The organism is bacterium, from assembly GCA_026414725.1.
Classification (GTDB): domain Bacteria; phylum Ratteibacteria; class UBA8468; order B48-G9; family JAFGKM01; genus JAAYXZ01.
Window position 1 is genome coordinate 48115 of record JAOAIL010000003.1, and the last position, 16935, is coordinate 65049.

Below are 16935 nucleotides of genomic sequence, written 5' to 3' on the forward strand. Positions count from 1 at the left end.
GGTATAATTTTAATATATGGAAAAACCAAAGGTAAAAAAAAGGATTGATGAACTGGTAGAGAAAATTAATTATTATAATCATATGTATTATGTAGAAAATAACCCTGTTATCACTGACTATGAATATGATCTTCTTTATCGGGAACTTCTAGAATTAGAAAATAAATATCCTCAGTATAAAAGAAGTGATTCTCCTACACTCAAGGTTGGGGGTAAACCACTGAAGGAATTTGCTACGGTCTCTCATAAGATCCCTATGTTAAGTATGGACAATACATACTCAGAGGGAGAACTTATTGATTTTGACAGAAGGATTAAAAAGGCAGTAGGTACGTCAGATGTGGACTATGTTGTTGAACTGAAGTATGATGGTGTTGCTGTTTCTCTTACTTACGAAAATGGAAAATTTATAAGAGGGGCAAGTAGAGGAGATGGATGGACAGGAGATGATATCACAGAAAATCTAAAGACAATAAAAACACTGCCACTCATTATTCCTTATAAAAACCCGATAGAGGTTCGTGGAGAGGTATATATGAGAAAAGATACCTTCCATAAGATAAATGAAGAAAGAAAAAAAACAGGGGAAGTATTATTTGCCAATCCGAGAAATGCTACTGCTGGTTCGTTAAAACTTCTTGCCCCTGAAACAGTTGCAAAAAGGAATCTACAGTTATTTATATATCAGGGTATTCTTGAAGGATTTGAGACACACTGGGAAATTCTTGAATTCCTTAAAACACTTCATTTTCCTGTCAGTCCTCACAGAAAACTTGCAGTGGATATAAATGAGGTAATTACATACTGTAATGAATGGGAGAAAAAAAGGAATGGACTTCCATATAATATAGATGGGATGGTAATAAAGGTAAATTCTATCTCTCTACAGAAAATTTTAGGGACAACTTCAAAATCTCCGAGATGGGCTGTTGCATATAAATTTCCTGCACAACAGGGTGAGACAACACTTAAAGACGTAATAGTACAGGTAGGTAGAACAGGAATTCTTACACCTGTTGCTATACTGGAACCAGTGCAGTTAAGCGGAACAACTGTTTCAAGGGCAACTCTCCATAACTTTGATGAGGTGAAACGGCTGGGTATTAAAATAATGGACAGGGTATTTGTAGAAAAAAGCGGTGAGATTATACCTCAGATAGTTAAAGCGATACCTGAAAAAAGAACAGGGAATGAAGAAGAGATAGTAATTCCTGAAGAATGTCCTGTATGCCATAGTAAAGTTGTGAAGGATGAAGAAGAGGTGGCTATAAGATGTCCCAACGTCAGATGTCCTGCACAGGTAAAAGAGAGAATAATACATTTTGCTTCAAGGGATGCAATGGACATAGAAGGACTTGGGGAGAAATGGGTAAATATCTTTGTGGATACAGGCATTATTTCTGACTATGGAGATATATACGAAAAAATCACCTATGAGAAACTTATTAATCTTGAAAGGACAGGAGAGAAATCAATCAAGAACCTACTCTCCGCTATTGAAAGAAGTAAAGATAGACCACTGGCAAACCTTATATTTGCACTCGGTATAAGACATGTAGGGATACATACAGCGGAGGTTATTGCTGAAAATTTCAGTTCTATTGATGAACTTGCACAGGCAGACATTGAAACTCTATCATCTATAAGAGAAATAGGTCCTGTAGTAGCAAAAAGTATAGTTGATTTTTTCAGTAATAAAGAAAATCTAAACGTTATTGAGAAACTTAAAAAAGCAGGGGTTAAAACAAAACAGGAAGTTTCATCAGGAAAGAGTGATAAATTAGCAGGTCTTACATTTGTTATCACAGGGACACTTAAAAGCTACACGAGAGATGAGATAACAGGTTTAATTAAAAAACATGGTGGTAAAGTAACAGAATCGGTATCTGGAAAAACAAACTATCTTATATGCGGGGACGAACCAGGTTCAAAACTTGATAAGGCAAAATCTCTCAAGATAAAAATTATTGGAGAGGATGAATTCAAACAACTTATCGGGGAATAAATGACATATAAAGAAATCCTGAATGATTTTCTTAACCATATAGAGATTGAAAGAAACCTTTCAAAGAATACTGTTGCTGCATACAGAGTAGACCTTGAAAAATTCGGAGAATTTTTAAATATAAACAACTATAAACTTCAAGAAATTGACAGTGAAAAAATCACAATATATATTCTCTTTCTCAAGAAAAAAGGGCTTTCTTCATCTTCCATAGTAAGGACACTCTCTGCTGTAAGAAGTTTTTACAGGTTTATAGCAGGGCAGGGGATAGTGAAAAGTTCTAATGCTTCTGGCTTTGAATCTATGAAGTTTCAGAGGACACTACCTGAGGTGTTAAGTAGAGAAGAGATAGATATCCTGATAAAGAACATATCAGAACATGATAAATTGAGAAATCTTGCTATTATTGAACTTATATATGGAGCAGGTCTACGTGTTTCTGAAGTAACAGACATAAAGTTAGAGGATATAAACTTTGAAAAAAAATATATAAAGATAAGAGGAAAAGGCAATAGAGAACGGATTGTGCTTATCAACCAATGCGCTCTTTCCTCTATAAAGAATTATCTTGAAAAACGGACTAACGGTAAGATATCCACATCCATCTGGTTATTTCCTAATAGGAGTGGTAAAAAAATATCCAGGCAGAGTATATGGAAGTTAATTAAAAAAATTTCTGTATATCTTCCATCAGAAAAAAGAATAACCCCGCATACATTCCGCCACTCATTTGCAACACATCTTCTTGAAGGGGGATTGGATTTAAGAATTGTTCAGGAACTACTCGGACATAAAACACTTGCTACCACAGAGATATATACACATCTTAATAGAAAACATATACACTCTATTTATAAGAAGTTCCATCCAAGAGCATAAAAAGATTACCGTAAAAGAAAATCAACAGATTTTAAAATCAGAAATTTATAAATGGTTTTCTATAGCAGCACCTATATATTCCATTAACTGAATAAAATTTGGAAAGGTTACACTTACTGCCTCTGCAGTGGTTATTCTGGTAGTACCTTTAGCAACAAGTCCTGCGAGTGTTAAAGACATTACCACTCTATGGTCATAGTGTCCATTCACTTCTGCACCTTTCAAATTACTATGGTGAATTATTAAACCATCGGGGATTTCTTCTATTCTTGCTCCCATCTTTGAAAGTTCCTCTGCCATAACTTTTATCCTGTCTGTCTCTTTGATCCTCGCATGGGCCACATTATATATCTTCGTAGTTCCCTCAGCAATACAACCGGCTACTGCCATTGCAGGTAAAGCATCAGGAGTACTATTCAAATCAATCTCTACCCCTTTTAATTCACTTCCTTTAACTCTAATACCTCCCTCTTCTATTTTTATATCTGCTCCCATACTTTTAAGATACTCAACTACCATCTTATCTCCCTGAACATCATCTACATCCAGCCCTTTCAATAGAATATCTGCACCCTTTACAATAGCGCCTGCAACGAGAAAGAATGTTGCAGAACTCCAGTCCGCAGGAACTACTTTCTCAAAGGCATTATATTTTTGTTCTCCCTTTATCCTAAAACTTGTATAGTCATTATTTCTCTCATAAACAATCCCTCTTTCATCAAGCCATTTAAGAGTCATTTCTATATAAGGAACTTCTCGAATATTTATAACCTCTATCTCTGTATCTCCTTCTGTTAGAGGCGTAGATATGAGTAAAGATGATACGAATTGCGAACTTATACCATTAACCTGAGTTTTACCTCCCTTTATCCGCCCTTTTATCTTTACAGGAGGTTTTCCATTATTCATCAAAGAAATAGCAGAAGCACCTAATTGATTTAAAGCATCTAACAGTGGTTGTACAGGCCTTGTTCTTAAAGATGCATCCCCATCCAAAACAACCTCAAAATTGCCGAGTGAAGCCACCCCTGTTAGAAGATTTAAAGATGTACCAGAATTTGCAAGATAAAGAGGTCCTTCTGGTCTGCTTATTTTCCCTGCAACTCCTTTTACAATCCAGTCCTTACCAGAAGTATCTATCTCTGCACCGAGTTTTATACATCCACGGACAGAAGCGAGTGTATCTTCTGATACCAGAGGGTTTATAAGTTTTGTTATACCTTCCGATAGGGTGCCTATAACTACACCTCTTATAGTATGTGACTTTGACCCTGGAATAACCACTTCTCCTTTTAATCTTTCCGTTGTTCTAACAATTATATCCATATTTTGAAATTATAACATTTACTGTATTTCTTGTTAACAGACCGTTTTTGAGATATAATTGAATTTATGAAAAAAATCAGGATAAACCTTAAAGAGAATAGTTATTTTATTTATGCCGGGTACCCTTTGAACGATATAAAAAAGATATTAATTCCTGAAAAGTATGGAAGAAAAGTGCTTCTATTAAGTGATAATAAAGTATTCCCTTTATATGGACAGCCATTACTGTCCTCTATTGCAAAAGAGAGAGAAGTTATTAAACATATTGTAACATCAGGAGAAAAAGTAAAAACATTAAAAAACGCATTTAACCTTATCAGGAAATGTGCTGAAAACAATATGGAGAGACGTGATACTATCTTAACTTTCGGTGGTGGAGTAATAAGTGATTTAGGTGGTTTTGTTGCCTCAATATATATGAGGGGTATAAATTTTGTTGCAGTACCAACAACACTTCTTGCTCAGGTAGATGCTGCTATCGGTGGAAAAACAGGTGTAAATCTACCTTTAGGAAAAAATCTTGTAGGTACTTTCTATCAACCATCTTTTGTATATATGGACTATAATACACTGTCAACCTTACCGGAGAGAGAAATAAAACAGGGACTTGCAGAAATAATAAAATATGGAGTGATAAAGAGCAAAAAAATCCTTAATCTTTTACAAGAGAAAAACATAGATAAAATAGAAAGATACCTGCCTTCTTTGATTGAGGAGAGCGTAAGAATAAAAAAAGATGTAGTGGAGAAGGACGAGAAAGAAAAAACAGGACTGCGAGAGATTTTGAACTTTGGACATACACTTGGACATGCTATAGAAATTTCTCATCTTTCAAAATTTTCTCATGGAGAGTGTGTATCTCTGGGGATAGCGGGCGAGACATATATATCATGGAAGTTAAATTTCTGTAAAAAAGACACATATTACACAATAAAGGATATATTAAAAAGATACCATCTCCCTTATGATTTTTCTTCCATTAAGACAGATGAAATTTTTGACTATCTTAAATATGATAAAAAAGTTAGAGATGGCAACTTAAGATTTGTTCTTGTTAAGGATATCGGGAAGGTAAAAAGTGGTGTGGTTGTAAAAATGGAAGATGTGAATAAAATTTTGAAGGAGATGATAGAAAATGAAAAATATAGATGAGATACGGAAAAAGATAGATGAGATAGATAGAAATATCCTGGAGATGCTTAACTTGCGGGCTGAAATTGTAAAAGAGATATCTGCTCTTAAAAAAGAAAACAACCTTCCTCCTTTTGACCCATCAAGAGAAAGAAGAATAATAGAAGAACTTTCTCGCAGAAATAAAGGACCACTGACAGATAAAGATATTGAAATAATTATGGGAACTATATTCAAAATATACAGAGGAATGTTCAGACCTCTTCGTATTTCCTATCTCGGTCCTGAAGGAACATTCACCCATCAGGCAGCACTTAAAAAATTTGGAGAAAAAAGTGAATTTATTCCCTGTAAAACCATAGATAACATATTTAGAGAGGTTGAAAAGGACAGGGCTGACTATGGTGTTGTGCCTATAGAAAATTCTATAGAGGGTGTTGTAACCCATACACTTGATATGTTTGTAGAAAGTAATTTAAATATCACGGCAGAGGTATTGCTTGATGTACATCATTTTCTCCTTTCAAAAGAGAAGTCAATCAAAGACATAAAAAAGGTCTATTCACACCCTCAGGCAATAAGTCAGTGCTGGAACTGGATTGTAGAAAATATACCTGATACTGCATTGATAGAGACCGAAAGTACAGCCACAGCGGTAAAAATGGCAAAAAAAGAAAGAAATGCTGCTGCTATTGGTTCAATTACTGCTGCAGATATTTACAATATAGAGGTTCTCGCTGAAAAGATAGAGGACTATAGCGAGAATATTACGAGATTCTTAGTAATAGGGAAAAATTTTTCCGGCAAAACAGGCAAGGATAAAACATCTATACTTGTTTCCATTAAGGATAGAGTGGGAGCACTTCATGATATTTTATTACACTTTAAGAAAAACTGCATAAATCTTACAAGAATTGAATCAAGACCCAGTAAAAAGAGGGCGTGGGACTATATCTTCTTCTTTGATTTTATCGGTCATAAAGATGATATTAATGTTAAGAATGCATTGAAAAAAATAGAGAAAGAGAGTGTTTTCCTCAAAATATTAGGTTCTTATCCAATAGGTGGGAAAAATGTTTAATGATATGAAATTTGGAGGTTGATATGGCTGACATAATTATAATGAGTTCTTCGGCAACAAAGAAGCAGATAGATAATGTGGTAAAAAGAATAAAGAGTTTGGGTTTTAATGTAAATATCAGCAAAGGAGCAGAGAAAACCATAATTGGAATTATAGGTGATACAAGAGGTATATCTGATGAGGTATTCAAAATCCTGCCAGGGGTAGGGGAAGTAATAAGTATATTAAAGGACTATAAATTAGCAAGTAGAGAGTTTCATCCTGCTGACAGTGTCATAAAAATAGGTGATATTGAAATAGGAAGTAAAACGATGGTTGTAATTGCCGGTCCCTGTTCTGTGGAAAATGAAAAGCAACTTTTAAGAACGGCTGAGTTTATTAAAAAATGTGGGGGGAAAATACTCAGAGGTGGGGCTTTTAAACCGAGAACTTCCCCATATTCTTTCTCTGGCCTTGGATTGGAAGGTTTAAAGATATTAAAAAATGTAAAGAAAGCAACAGGACTACCTATCATAACAGAAGTTCTTTCTCCTGAAGATGTTGAGAGTACTATGGAAGTCGCAGATATACTTCAAATAGGAGCAAGAAATATGTTTAATTACCGTCTTTTACAGAAAGTAGGGCGGATAGATAAACCCGTCCTTCTTAAAAGAGCTTTTTCTGCAACAATCACTGAGTTTCTTAACTGTGCCGAATATATTCTTAAAGAAGGAAATAAAAAAGTTATATTATGTGAAAGAGGTATAAGGTCTTTTGATTCTACTTTCACAAGAAATACCCTTGACCTTTCTGCTGTTGCTGTTTTAAAAAAAGAGACCCATCTACCTGTATTTGTTGACCCCAGTCATGGAACAGGGAGAAGAGACCTTGTAATTCCAATGAGTAAGGCATCCATTGCAACAGGGGCAGATGGACTGATGATAGAAGTCCATCCTAAACCGGAAGAAGCACTATCAGATGGATTTCAATCATTAACACTTGAAATGTTCTCTCATCTTATGGAAGAGATAATACCAATATCTAAAGTAATGGGAAGAAGAATATAGGGAAGGAGTGTAATATGGGCAAAGTAAGAGTAGGACTTATCGGAGCAGGTGGAATAATACAGCGCCTGCATATCCCTTCTCTAAAAAAAATTGAAGGAGTGGAGATTGCAGGTATATCAGATGTGAATAAAGAAAAAATTAAATATGTGGCAGAAAAATTTGAAATTAGAAATACCTTCACTGAATGGGAAAAGTTAATTGAAACAGATATAGATGCTGTGGTTATCGCTTCTCCAAATGTTTTTCACGCCAAACAATCCATCAAAGCAATGGAAGCAGGTAAGGACGTCCTCTGTGAAAAACCAGTATGTCTTACCTCAAAAGAAGCGGAGGATATTTTCAACGTAGCAGCGAAGACAAAAAGGATATTTATGGCTGCTTTCCCCAGAAGATTTTCTGGAGAGGTAAAGGTATTAAAACCAATGATAGATAGAGGAGAATTTGGAGAGATATATTATGTAAAAACAGCATGGTTGAGAAGACGTGGTATTCCTGGACTTGGGACATGGTTTACAGATAAAAAACTTGCAGGTGGCGGTCCAATGATGGATATAGGTGTCCATATGCTTGACCTTGTTATGTATCTTATAGGAGCACCCGAACCAAAAATAGTTATGGGTTCTACCTATGAGAAATTCAAAGACAGGGCAACTGATGGTGGATGGCCACCTCTGGAAACGAGGGTAGGAGATAAGGCAGAAGGGAAAATGGAGGTAGAAGACCTTGCCTGTGGTTTTGTGAAACTATCTACAGGGGCTACATTATTTGTTGAAGCAAGCTGGGCAGGTAATTCTGACACTGGATTGAAAACAGAACTTTTGGGTACACTCGCAGGCGTCTGTATGCCAGACCCGAATGACCCCAAAAATCCCATAAGAATATTTTCTGAAAACAAGGGGATTATTACAGATATAATACCACAACTTCCACATTCTGAAATGGACTATGAAGAAGTAAAACACTTTATTGAATGTGTAAGGGAACGAAAAGAACCCATAACAACAAAACAGGAGATTCTCTCGGTGGTAAAAATAGTAGAGGGTATCTATAAATCAGCAGAAACAGGGAAACCAGTTATTTTTTAATGGCAGTTAACATCCATAATCAATAAGTGAAAAAAGAAAAATACAACTTACTGAAAACTAATAAATCAGGACTGGAAAAGGGTCTTGTTCAGATATATACAGGAGAAGGTAAAGGAAAGACAACAGCAGCAGTAGGACTGGCTTTAAGAGCAGCAGGGGCAGGACTGAAGGTAGGTTTTTTCCAGTTTTTCAAAAAACCGATTTCTGGTGAAATTACATCCCTTCGGAATATAAAAAATATAGCTATCTATCATCCTGTACCTTATCATCCTGCGTTCAAGTATATTTCATCAACGGAGTTGGATAGACAGAAGAGAAATTTCCGTAGGATATGGAAAGAAAAAGTTATTGACACTATAAAGAAAAAAAATTACGATGTGATAGTTCTCGATGAAATCCTCATTGCTATCCGTGATGGTTTTTTAGATGAAAAAGAACTTATCCTTTTTATTGATGAAAGAAGGAGCAATACTGAGATTGTTCTAACAGGAAGATATATAACAGATGGACTTATAGATAAAGCAGATATTATTACAGAGATGAAAAAGATAAAACATCCTTTCCCCGAAATTAAAGCAAGAAAAGGGATAGAATATTGAAAAATGAAAAGGATAGATAATAGACAGAGTATATATTTTCTTCTAAAAGGAAGGAGAAAAACATATGGAAAAAATAACCGCAGAAGTATTAAAAATTTTGAAAGAGCGAAGAAGTATAAGGAAATACCAGAAAAAAGAAATTCCTGAAGAAATAATTAAGGATATTATTGACTGCGCGAGGTTTGCACCCACAGCCAGAAACATACAGCCATGGAAATTCGTGGTAGTTAAAAATGCCCCTTTAAGGAATAAAATAGCAGAGATATGCGATTATGGGAAATTTATAGCGGAAGCACCTGTCTGTATAGGAGTTTTCTGTGAAGATACAAAATATTATCTTGAGGATGGTTCTGCTGCAACTACATATATACTTCTTGCAGCAAAGGCATATGGACTGGGAAGTTGCTGGGTAGCAGGAGATAAAAAAGCATATGCAGACACAATAAGAGAATTATTAAATATACCTGCTAGTTATAAATTAGTAAGTTTAATCTCCATTGGCTATCCTGAAGGTTCTATATCATCCCCTACTAAAAAATCACTAAAAGAAGTTCTGTATAATACATTATAAAATTTATTGTTTTTTCTCCAGATTGTACCAGTCAATCTTCCTCGTTAGATACATAAATACCGCTAAGATGATAAACATTCCAATACTGCCTATAAGGAGAGCATAATCCTGCAACTGGAGAAGGATAAAGAAAAACGTATAAAATATAGTCAGTATAAGAGCAATCAGAAGTGTAAACCATTTATTTCTTAATATACTTCTTGTATACGCAGTAATCAGGAAGATTGTACTTACACTTGCGATTAGATATGCCCTGTTAAATGATAAATGCTCTGCAATAGAAAGAAGGAGAGTGTAAAATATAACCAGTGCAATACCTATAAGAAGATACTGGATAGGGTGGAGCATCTTATTGTTTAATAGTTCTATGATGAAAAAAGAAAGAAATGTTAGTATAATAAACATACTTGCATACTTAGTAGTTCTTTCAGATTTTTGATATTCATCAACCGGTAATAAAAGAGATACACCGAAAGAAGATGACTGTAACTGGGTTCTATATGTATCACCTATCCATTTCTGTGGATAATCCCTGTTGAAATTAAGTACTTTCCATTCTGCAGTAAATCCGCTCTTATTAACTTCTCTTTTCTCCGGTAAAAACACTCCTGTAAAACTCGGATTATTCCAGGAAGAAGCCATTTTTACAGTTGTCTTTTTGCCAACAGGTACAAAATTGATGGACTTTCCACCGTTTAGTATTATATCCATTGAGAACTTAAATTCAGGAGAAGTTCCCTTTACTTCTGGCTGTACACTAATACCTCCTGCAAGTATCTCATTGTTTCCAACACCTGGCTCAGCAACCAATTTCTCTTCATTCCATCTAATTGTTATCGCTTCCTTAACACCTTTCAGATTACTCAGTCCCAGTATAAGGCGAGCATCTCGCCATAAAACATTTTCCTGAGGAATAGAAAAACTATCAAAAGATGGTTTTAAAAAATAACCATCCAGATGTAGTTTTGCATTATATACTACAACCTTATAAATCCCTCTATACCTTATCTCAGGAATAATCTCACTACTGACAGATAATTCTTCAGGAAGAAAATAGATATTCTGGGTAATGGTTGTTATCGCTCCTTTTTCATCTTTAACCTTCTTGTTAAAAGGGACAATCAGAATAGGCCCTGTAATTACCTGTTCTCCACCCCAGGTATTAATTATCTCTCCAACAACTTCCGTATGTCTGTTTTTCCGTTCCAATATAAGAGCCCTTATCGCAGTGGAGGGAATTAAAAGAATAAAGGTTAAAACCGCTATTCCAATCAACTTTAGTCCTGCTGAATTTTTAGGTCTGTTTTCATTTTCCATTTTTCCCCCTTTTCTATTTCACCCTATTTTAATCATCTGCCCCATTCGGATAGAGACAGGATATATCTTAAAACCTCAACTGCCTTTTCATCATCATTAGAAGAAAAAACCAGTGTGGTATTGTCTCCTTTCCCTGACATAGTTCCATAAAGATATTTAACATCTATATTTTCTTCTTTCAGTTTCTCTGAAACCTTTTGTAAAGCACCTGGACGATTCTCCAGAGCCATTACTACAACTTCTCTTTCTTCTACCTTATATCCCTTATCAACAAATATCTTCGCAATTTTCCCATTATCTGATGTAACAAGATAGAATATGGCATCTCCACCTATTGTATAAACACATATATTCTCTATATTTACTCCTTTTTCAGATATCAATTTTGAAATATCTGCAATAGCTCCAACTCTATCTTTTGTTATAACCTTTAACTCACTCCTTTTTTCTACTTTCTCCATAATTCCCCCTTTCAATTGTTTTTATTTTACCCTTTCTGCTATATACTATACAATAGACATAGAAAACACTGCTCACTTTATAAAAATAGTGAGAGGAGGATATATGTACTGCAGAAATTGTGGTAAGGAAGTGGATAACAAAGCATCTGTCTGTATTGGTTGTGGAGTGGTACCGAAAAGTGGAAATAGATATTGCCAGAACTGCGGTGCACCTACTGATGTGAATGCAGAGATATGTATAAAATGTGGGGCGAGATTAACATCATCTGAAGGGAAGGACTGGACAATTACACTTATACTCTCAATACTTGTAGGACAGTTTGGGATAGATAGATTTTATACTGGATACACCGGACTTGGTGTTCTAAAACTGCTTACAGCAGGTGGCTGTGGTATCTGGTGGCTCATAGATGTTATTCTTATTGCCACAGGGAAATATAGGGATAGTGATGGTAACCTGCTTGTAAAGAAATAAAGGATGAAAAAAGAAGTAAAGATGTTTATTAAAATGGTTGTTTTATATATTCTTCTTCCTTTTTTATTATTTCTTATTCACCCATCTTACCTTAATAATCTTCCTTCTATCTGCATTTACAAAAACTTTTTTGGTATAGAATGCCCTGGATGTGGAATAACCAGAGCAGTTTTATATCTTCTCCATTTCCGTTTCACCGAAGCCCTTGCCTGCAACAAACTTATAATTCTAGTTTTCCCTCTTCTTATCTTTATATTCATTAGAAATCTTATTGCAGACACAAAGCATTATCGCAGTAATAGATGACTTGCAAATAAGAACAAATTGCCTTACAATGTTATATTGTGAGGAGGGTTGCAATGGAAAGAAAAATAGCATGGGAAACATGGGATGAAAAAACGAAAAAACAGGCAATAGATTTCTGTGAGGGATATAAAGAATTTCTTTCTGAAAACAAGACAGAAAGGAAATTTGTAAAGGGTTCTCTTGATAAGGGAAGACAATATGATGTCAAATTGCTTGATAGATATAAAAAGATTAAAACAGGAGATGTTTTTTATAAAATTAATAAAGAAAAAGTGTTAGTGATGGGAAGATTGGGCAAGAGACCTCTTACAGATGGTTGCAGGTTTATTGTTTCTCATATAGATACTCCACGTCTTGACCTAAAAACAACCCCTCTATACGAGGATGAAAATATATGCCTCCTTAAAACATACTATTATGGAGGAATTAAAAAGTACCAGTGGCTTACTATACCTCTTGCAATGCATGGTACAGTTGTATTAAAAGATGGGACAAAAAAAGAGATCGTAATAGGAGAAAAAGATACTGACCCTGTATTTAATATAACGGACCTGCTACCACATCTGGGGAAGGACCAGGCAAAAAAGACCATAGAAGACGGTTTTCCTGGTGAAAATCTCAATGTATTTGTAGGCAGTATTCCATTGAAAGAGAAGGATAAAGAAAAGGTCAAAGGTAATATCCTTAAAATTTTGAAAGACACCTACGGGATAGATGAAGATGACTTTATCAGTAGCGAGTTCCAGTTTGTTCCCGCTGGTAGAATGAGAGATGCAGGGCTTGATAAAAGTATGCTTTTAGGATACGGACAGGATGACAGGGTATGCGCCTATACAAGTATGTTGGCGTTTCTTGATGTTGAAAAACCGGATTACTCAATCTTCTGTGTTATGGTGGACCAGGAAGAAATTGGAAGTAGAGGTGCTACTTCTGCACAGTCGGAATTTTTAAAGTATGTCTTAGAGGATATTATTGAAAAAACAGGAGGTAGTACTTCTGATTTCCGTAAAGTTATTCAAAACTCAAAAGCAATATCTGCAGATGTGGATACAGCTCTTGACCCCAACTATAAAGAGGTCTATGACCCTCGTAATACAGCAAGGTTAGGATGTGGAGTTGTGCTCACCCGAATTACAGGAGGTAGAGGGAAAGGACACAGTATAGAACCATCTGCTGAATATCTTGCCTATATTAGAGATGTTTTTGATAGAAACAGTGTTTTATGGCAGCCAGGAGAGATAGGGAAGATAGAACAAGGAGGAGGCGGAACAATAGCAACATATATAGCAAGATATAATATTGACACAGTAGATTGTGGAACAGGTGTTCTTTCCATGCATGCCCCTTATGAATTAACCAGTAAGGCAGATGTGTATTCCACCTATCTTGCATATAAAAGTTTTTATTCATCTGAGAAATAATGGAAGAGAAATATAAAAATCCTATCCCTACGGTTGATATTATCATAGAATTAGATGGTGGTATTGTATTGATAAAAAGGAAGAACTATCCTTATGGATGGGCATTACCGGGTGGTTTTGTGGAGTATGGAGAGACACTTGAAAATGCAGTGTTAAGAGAAGCGAAGGAAGAGACAGGACTGAATATAGTTGATTTGAAACAGTTTCATACTTATTCGGCACCGGATAGAGACCCGAGACACCATACAATCTCCACAGTTTTTATCGGAAAGGGGAGGGGAATTTTGAAAGGGGATGATGATGCAGAAGATGCAAAAATTTTTACAGAGGAAAATCTTCCTGAAGAGATTGTTTTTGACCATAGAAAGATACTTAATGACTATTTTGAATATAAAAAGAAGTTATGAACTTATGGAGTTAAGAACTTATGAATAAAAATATATTAAGCGGAATGAGACCTACAGGACCTTTACACATAGGACATCTTTTTGGCGCACTGAAAAATTGGAAAAAATTTCAGAATGATGGGTATAACTGTTTTTATATGATAGCGGACTATCACGCATTGAGTACTGAATATGCTTCAACCAGTGAGATAAAGCAGTTTGTAGAAGAAGTGGCTATGGACTTTATAGCATGTGGACTTGACCCTCATAAATCCACTATATTTGTTCAGTCAATGGTCCCAGAACATACAGAACTACATCTTATATTTTCAATGATAGTCCCTACATCATGGCTGGAAAGAAACCCTGTATACAAGGAACAAAAGAAACAACTTATATCAAAAGACCTTAATACATATGGTTTTCTGGGTTATCCTGTTTTGCAGGCAGCAGATATATTGATATACAAAGCAAGGTATGTTCCCATCGGTATGGACCAACTGCCACATCTTGAATTAACAAGGGAAATTGCACAGAGATTTAATTATCTTTATGGTGAAACTTTTCCTCTCCCTGAGGCACTTTTAACAGAAACCCCAAAGATACCGGGAACTGATAATAGAAAGATGAGTAAGTCATATAATAATTGCATATATCTTAAAGATACCTCTGAGGTGATAAAAGACAAAATCAGTAAGATGTTCACTGACCCTAAACGGATATACAGGAAAGACCCGGGGCATCCCAGAACCTGTCCTGCCTTTACTTATCATAAACTTTTTAATACTGATGTTAGAGTAGGGGAGATAGAGAAGGAATGTAAAGGTGCTATTATTGGATGTATTGATTGTAAAAAAGAACTTGGGATAGCAACAGTTGAATATCTTAAAGAGATTCAGGATAGAAGAAGAACTTTAGAAAAAGACAGAAAAAAGTTGTGGAATATACTGAAAAAAGGTGCTGAAGAAGCTCATAAAGTCGCTAATGAAACTATGGATGAAGTAAGAACAAGAACAGGACTAAAATATGAATAAAATAGAAAAATTAGTAAGAGATGATATAAAGAAAATTGCTCCTTATGTTCCGGGAAAACCAATAGAAGAACTACAGAGGGCATACGGACTTGATATAGAAAAGATTGTTAAACTTGCTTCAAACGAAAATCCTCTGGGCCCTTCTCCTAAAGCGGTTGAAGCACTAAAAAATTGTGCTGAAAAGATTTCAAGGTATCCTGAAAGTTCAGGATATTATTTGAAAAACAAGATCTCAGAGGTATTTAATCAACCACAGGAAAACATCATTCTCGGAAGTGGTTCCAGTGAAATAATCTCTATGGGAATGGAACTTTTCTTAAATCCGGATGATGAAGTAATATTTCCTACTCCATCTTTTCTTATATATAAGATTCTTGCCTATAAAATTGGAGCCATACCTGTAGAAATACCTCTTAAAGAGGACTTTTCATATAACCTGAATATGTTCCTTGAGAGAATTACACCAAAAACAAAAGTTATAATACTCTGTAATCCTAATAATCCTACAGGAACTATTATATACAGAGAACAGATAGATGAATTTATAGAGCAAGTTCCCGACGATATTCTTATCATCTCTGATGAAGCATATATAGAATATGTAGATATAGACGATTTTGGTACTGCTTATCCTTATCTTTATAAAAAGAATATTATTATAACCAGAACCCTTTCAAAAATATACGGGCTTGCAGGTCTCAGGATAGGATTTGGAATAGCCAGTAAAGATATCATAGAATTTATGGAAAGAATACGGCCTCCTTTTAATACTACAATCCCTGCACAGGAAGCAGGAATTGCAGCACTTGATGACCAGGATTATGTTAAAAAGTCCTTTGAAAATAATGTTACGGGTAAATCCTATCTGTATGACGCTTTTAATTATCTTAAAATAGATTACATTCCTACCTATGCAAATTTTATCCTCTGCAGGATTCCCAACGCTTCCAGAGTAGTAAACGAACTTGAAAAGAAAGGTATAATTATACGTGGGATGTTTGGAATGGGACCTGAGTATGTAAGAATTACCATAGGAACACCGGAAGAAAACAAACTGCTAATAAAGAACCTTCGGGAAATACTGGGAGATAAATTATGAAATTAGGCGTAAATATAGACCATATTGCAACCTTAAGACAGGCAAGACGAGGAGAGAAACCAGAACCTGTATGGGCAGCTGTAATATGTGAACTTGCAGGATGTGATTCTATTGTGTGTCATTTAAGAGAGGATAGAAGACACATACAGGAACGGGATGTATATCTACTAAAAAAAGTTGTAAAGACCAGGCTGAATCTTGAAATGGCACTTTCTGAAGAAATAATAAATATAGCTCTTGATGTAAAACCACATCAGGTTACACTTGTTCCTGAAAAAAGGGAAGAATTGACTACCGAAGGTGGATTGGATGTTATAAAAAACTTTGAAAAAATAAAAAGTAGCATAAAAGAATTCCGAAAGGCAGGTATAAAAGTAAGTTTATTTATTGAGCCAGAAAAAAAACAGATACTTGCAAGTAAAGATACAGGTGCAGATTTTATAGAAATACACACAGGAAGATATGCAGAAGCAACGAGAGAAGAAGAAATACAGATGGAATTAGAAAAAATAATCAGTGCCACAGAATATGCAATCTCTACGGGAATAAGGGTAAATGCAGGACATGGTCTGGATTACCACAATACTGCTGCCATATGTAAAATTAAAGGGATTGAAGAACTCAATATTGGATACAGTATTATTGGTAGAGCCGTATTTGTAGGACTTGAAAGGGCTGTAAAAGAAATGTTAGAGATTATAAGGAGAAATTAA

At 35.3% G+C, this 16935-nt stretch carries 17 protein-coding genes; 14 read left to right on the plus strand and 3 right to left on the minus strand.

What is annotated here, in order from left to right:
* Positions 1 to 16 precede the first annotated feature (16 nt).
* Both ligA and N3D17_02400 read left to right on the plus strand, forming a co-directional pair.
* Positions 17 to 2005, plus strand: coding sequence for an NAD-dependent DNA ligase LigA (gene ligA, locus N3D17_02395; GenBank protein ID MCX8082236.1), 1989 nt, complete (start codon positions 17 to 19; stop codon positions 2003 to 2005).
* The gene (locus N3D17_02400; protein ID MCX8082237.1) at positions 2006 to 2884 is read left to right on the plus strand and encodes a tyrosine recombinase; all 879 of its coding nucleotides are present in this window, start codon (positions 2006 to 2008) and stop codon (positions 2882 to 2884) included.
* A gap of 45 nt (positions 2885 to 2929) precedes the next feature.
* On the opposite strand, the gene aroA is transcribed toward N3D17_02400, so the two are convergent.
* Positions 2930 to 4210: a 3-phosphoshikimate 1-carboxyvinyltransferase gene (aroA, locus tag N3D17_02405; GenBank protein ID MCX8082238.1), complete on the minus strand. Its 1281-nt coding sequence runs from the start codon at positions 4208 to 4210 to the stop codon at positions 2930 to 2932.
* A 66-nt stretch (positions 4211 to 4276) separates the two neighbouring features.
* Here aroA and aroB point away from each other — a divergent pair, with 66 nt between their 5' ends.
* The 6 genes from aroB to N3D17_02435 all read left to right on the plus strand — a co-directional run bounded on the left by aroB (position 4277) and on the right by N3D17_02435 (position 9723).
* The gene (gene aroB, locus N3D17_02410; GenBank protein ID MCX8082239.1) at positions 4277 to 5362 is read left to right on the plus strand and encodes a 3-dehydroquinate synthase; all 1086 of its coding nucleotides are present in this window, start codon (positions 4277 to 4279) and stop codon (positions 5360 to 5362) included.
* On the plus strand, positions 5346 to 6422 hold the full coding sequence (gene pheA, locus N3D17_02415; protein ID MCX8082240.1) for a prephenate dehydratase: 1077 nt from the start codon (positions 5346 to 5348) through the stop codon (positions 6420 to 6422). Before aroB ends, pheA begins: the two co-directional genes overlap by 17 nt.
* A gap of 23 nt (positions 6423 to 6445) precedes the next feature.
* Positions 6446 to 7468: a 3-deoxy-7-phosphoheptulonate synthase gene (gene aroF / locus N3D17_02420; GenBank protein MCX8082241.1), complete on the plus strand. Its 1023-nt coding sequence runs from the start codon at positions 6446 to 6448 to the stop codon at positions 7466 to 7468.
* Between the two features lie 14 nt (positions 7469 to 7482).
* Positions 7483 to 8553: a Gfo/Idh/MocA family oxidoreductase gene (locus tag N3D17_02425; protein MCX8082242.1), complete on the plus strand. Its 1071-nt coding sequence runs from the start codon at positions 7483 to 7485 to the stop codon at positions 8551 to 8553.
* Between the two features lie 26 nt (positions 8554 to 8579).
* Positions 8580 to 9152: a cob(I)yrinic acid a,c-diamide adenosyltransferase gene (locus N3D17_02430; protein MCX8082243.1), complete on the plus strand. Its 573-nt coding sequence runs from the start codon at positions 8580 to 8582 to the stop codon at positions 9150 to 9152.
* Between the two features lie 64 nt (positions 9153 to 9216).
* A complete protein-coding gene (locus N3D17_02435; GenBank protein ID MCX8082244.1) occupies positions 9217 to 9723 on the plus strand; it encodes a nitroreductase family protein in 507 nt (168 codons plus the stop codon).
* Between the two features lie 3 nt (positions 9724 to 9726).
* On the opposite strand, the gene creD is transcribed toward N3D17_02435, so the two are convergent.
* Positions 9727 to 11040 carry a cell envelope integrity protein CreD gene (creD, locus tag N3D17_02440; GenBank protein ID MCX8082245.1) on the minus strand — a complete coding sequence of 438 codons (1314 nt, stop codon included), beginning with the start codon at positions 11038 to 11040 and terminating at the stop codon, positions 9727 to 9729.
* 32 nt (positions 11041 to 11072) lie between these two features.
* Entirely contained in the window at positions 11073 to 11501 is a 429-nt protein-coding gene (locus N3D17_02445; protein ID MCX8082246.1) for a hypothetical protein, read from the minus strand.
* Positions 11502 to 11604: 103 nt separating this feature from the next.
* On the opposite strand from N3D17_02445, the gene N3D17_02450 reads away from it, so the two are divergent.
* From N3D17_02450 to N3D17_02475, 6 genes are all read left to right on the plus strand, one after another.
* Positions 11605 to 11976, plus strand: a complete 372-nt coding sequence (locus tag N3D17_02450) for a TM2 domain-containing protein (GenBank protein MCX8082247.1) — start codon at positions 11605 to 11607, stop codon at positions 11974 to 11976.
* A gap of 359 nt (positions 11977 to 12335) precedes the next feature.
* Positions 12336 to 13703: an aminopeptidase gene (locus N3D17_02455; protein ID MCX8082248.1), complete on the plus strand. Its 1368-nt coding sequence runs from the start codon at positions 12336 to 12338 to the stop codon at positions 13701 to 13703.
* Positions 13703 to 14110, plus strand: a complete 408-nt coding sequence (locus tag N3D17_02460; protein MCX8082249.1) for an NUDIX hydrolase — start codon at positions 13703 to 13705, stop codon at positions 14108 to 14110. Before N3D17_02455 ends, N3D17_02460 begins: the two co-directional genes overlap by 1 nt.
* Positions 14111 to 14130: 20 nt before the next feature.
* Positions 14131 to 15123, plus strand: coding sequence for a tryptophan--tRNA ligase (gene trpS / locus N3D17_02465; protein ID MCX8082250.1), 993 nt, complete (start codon positions 14131 to 14133; stop codon positions 15121 to 15123).
* Positions 15116 to 16222, plus strand: a complete 1107-nt coding sequence (gene hisC, locus N3D17_02470) for a histidinol-phosphate transaminase (protein MCX8082251.1) — start codon at positions 15116 to 15118, stop codon at positions 16220 to 16222. The genes trpS and hisC overlap by 8 nt, the downstream gene beginning before the upstream one ends.
* Complete coding sequence (locus N3D17_02475; protein MCX8082252.1) at positions 16219 to 16935, plus strand: pyridoxine 5'-phosphate synthase; 717 nt, start codon at positions 16219 to 16221, stop codon at positions 16933 to 16935. The genes hisC and N3D17_02475 overlap by 4 nt, the downstream gene beginning before the upstream one ends.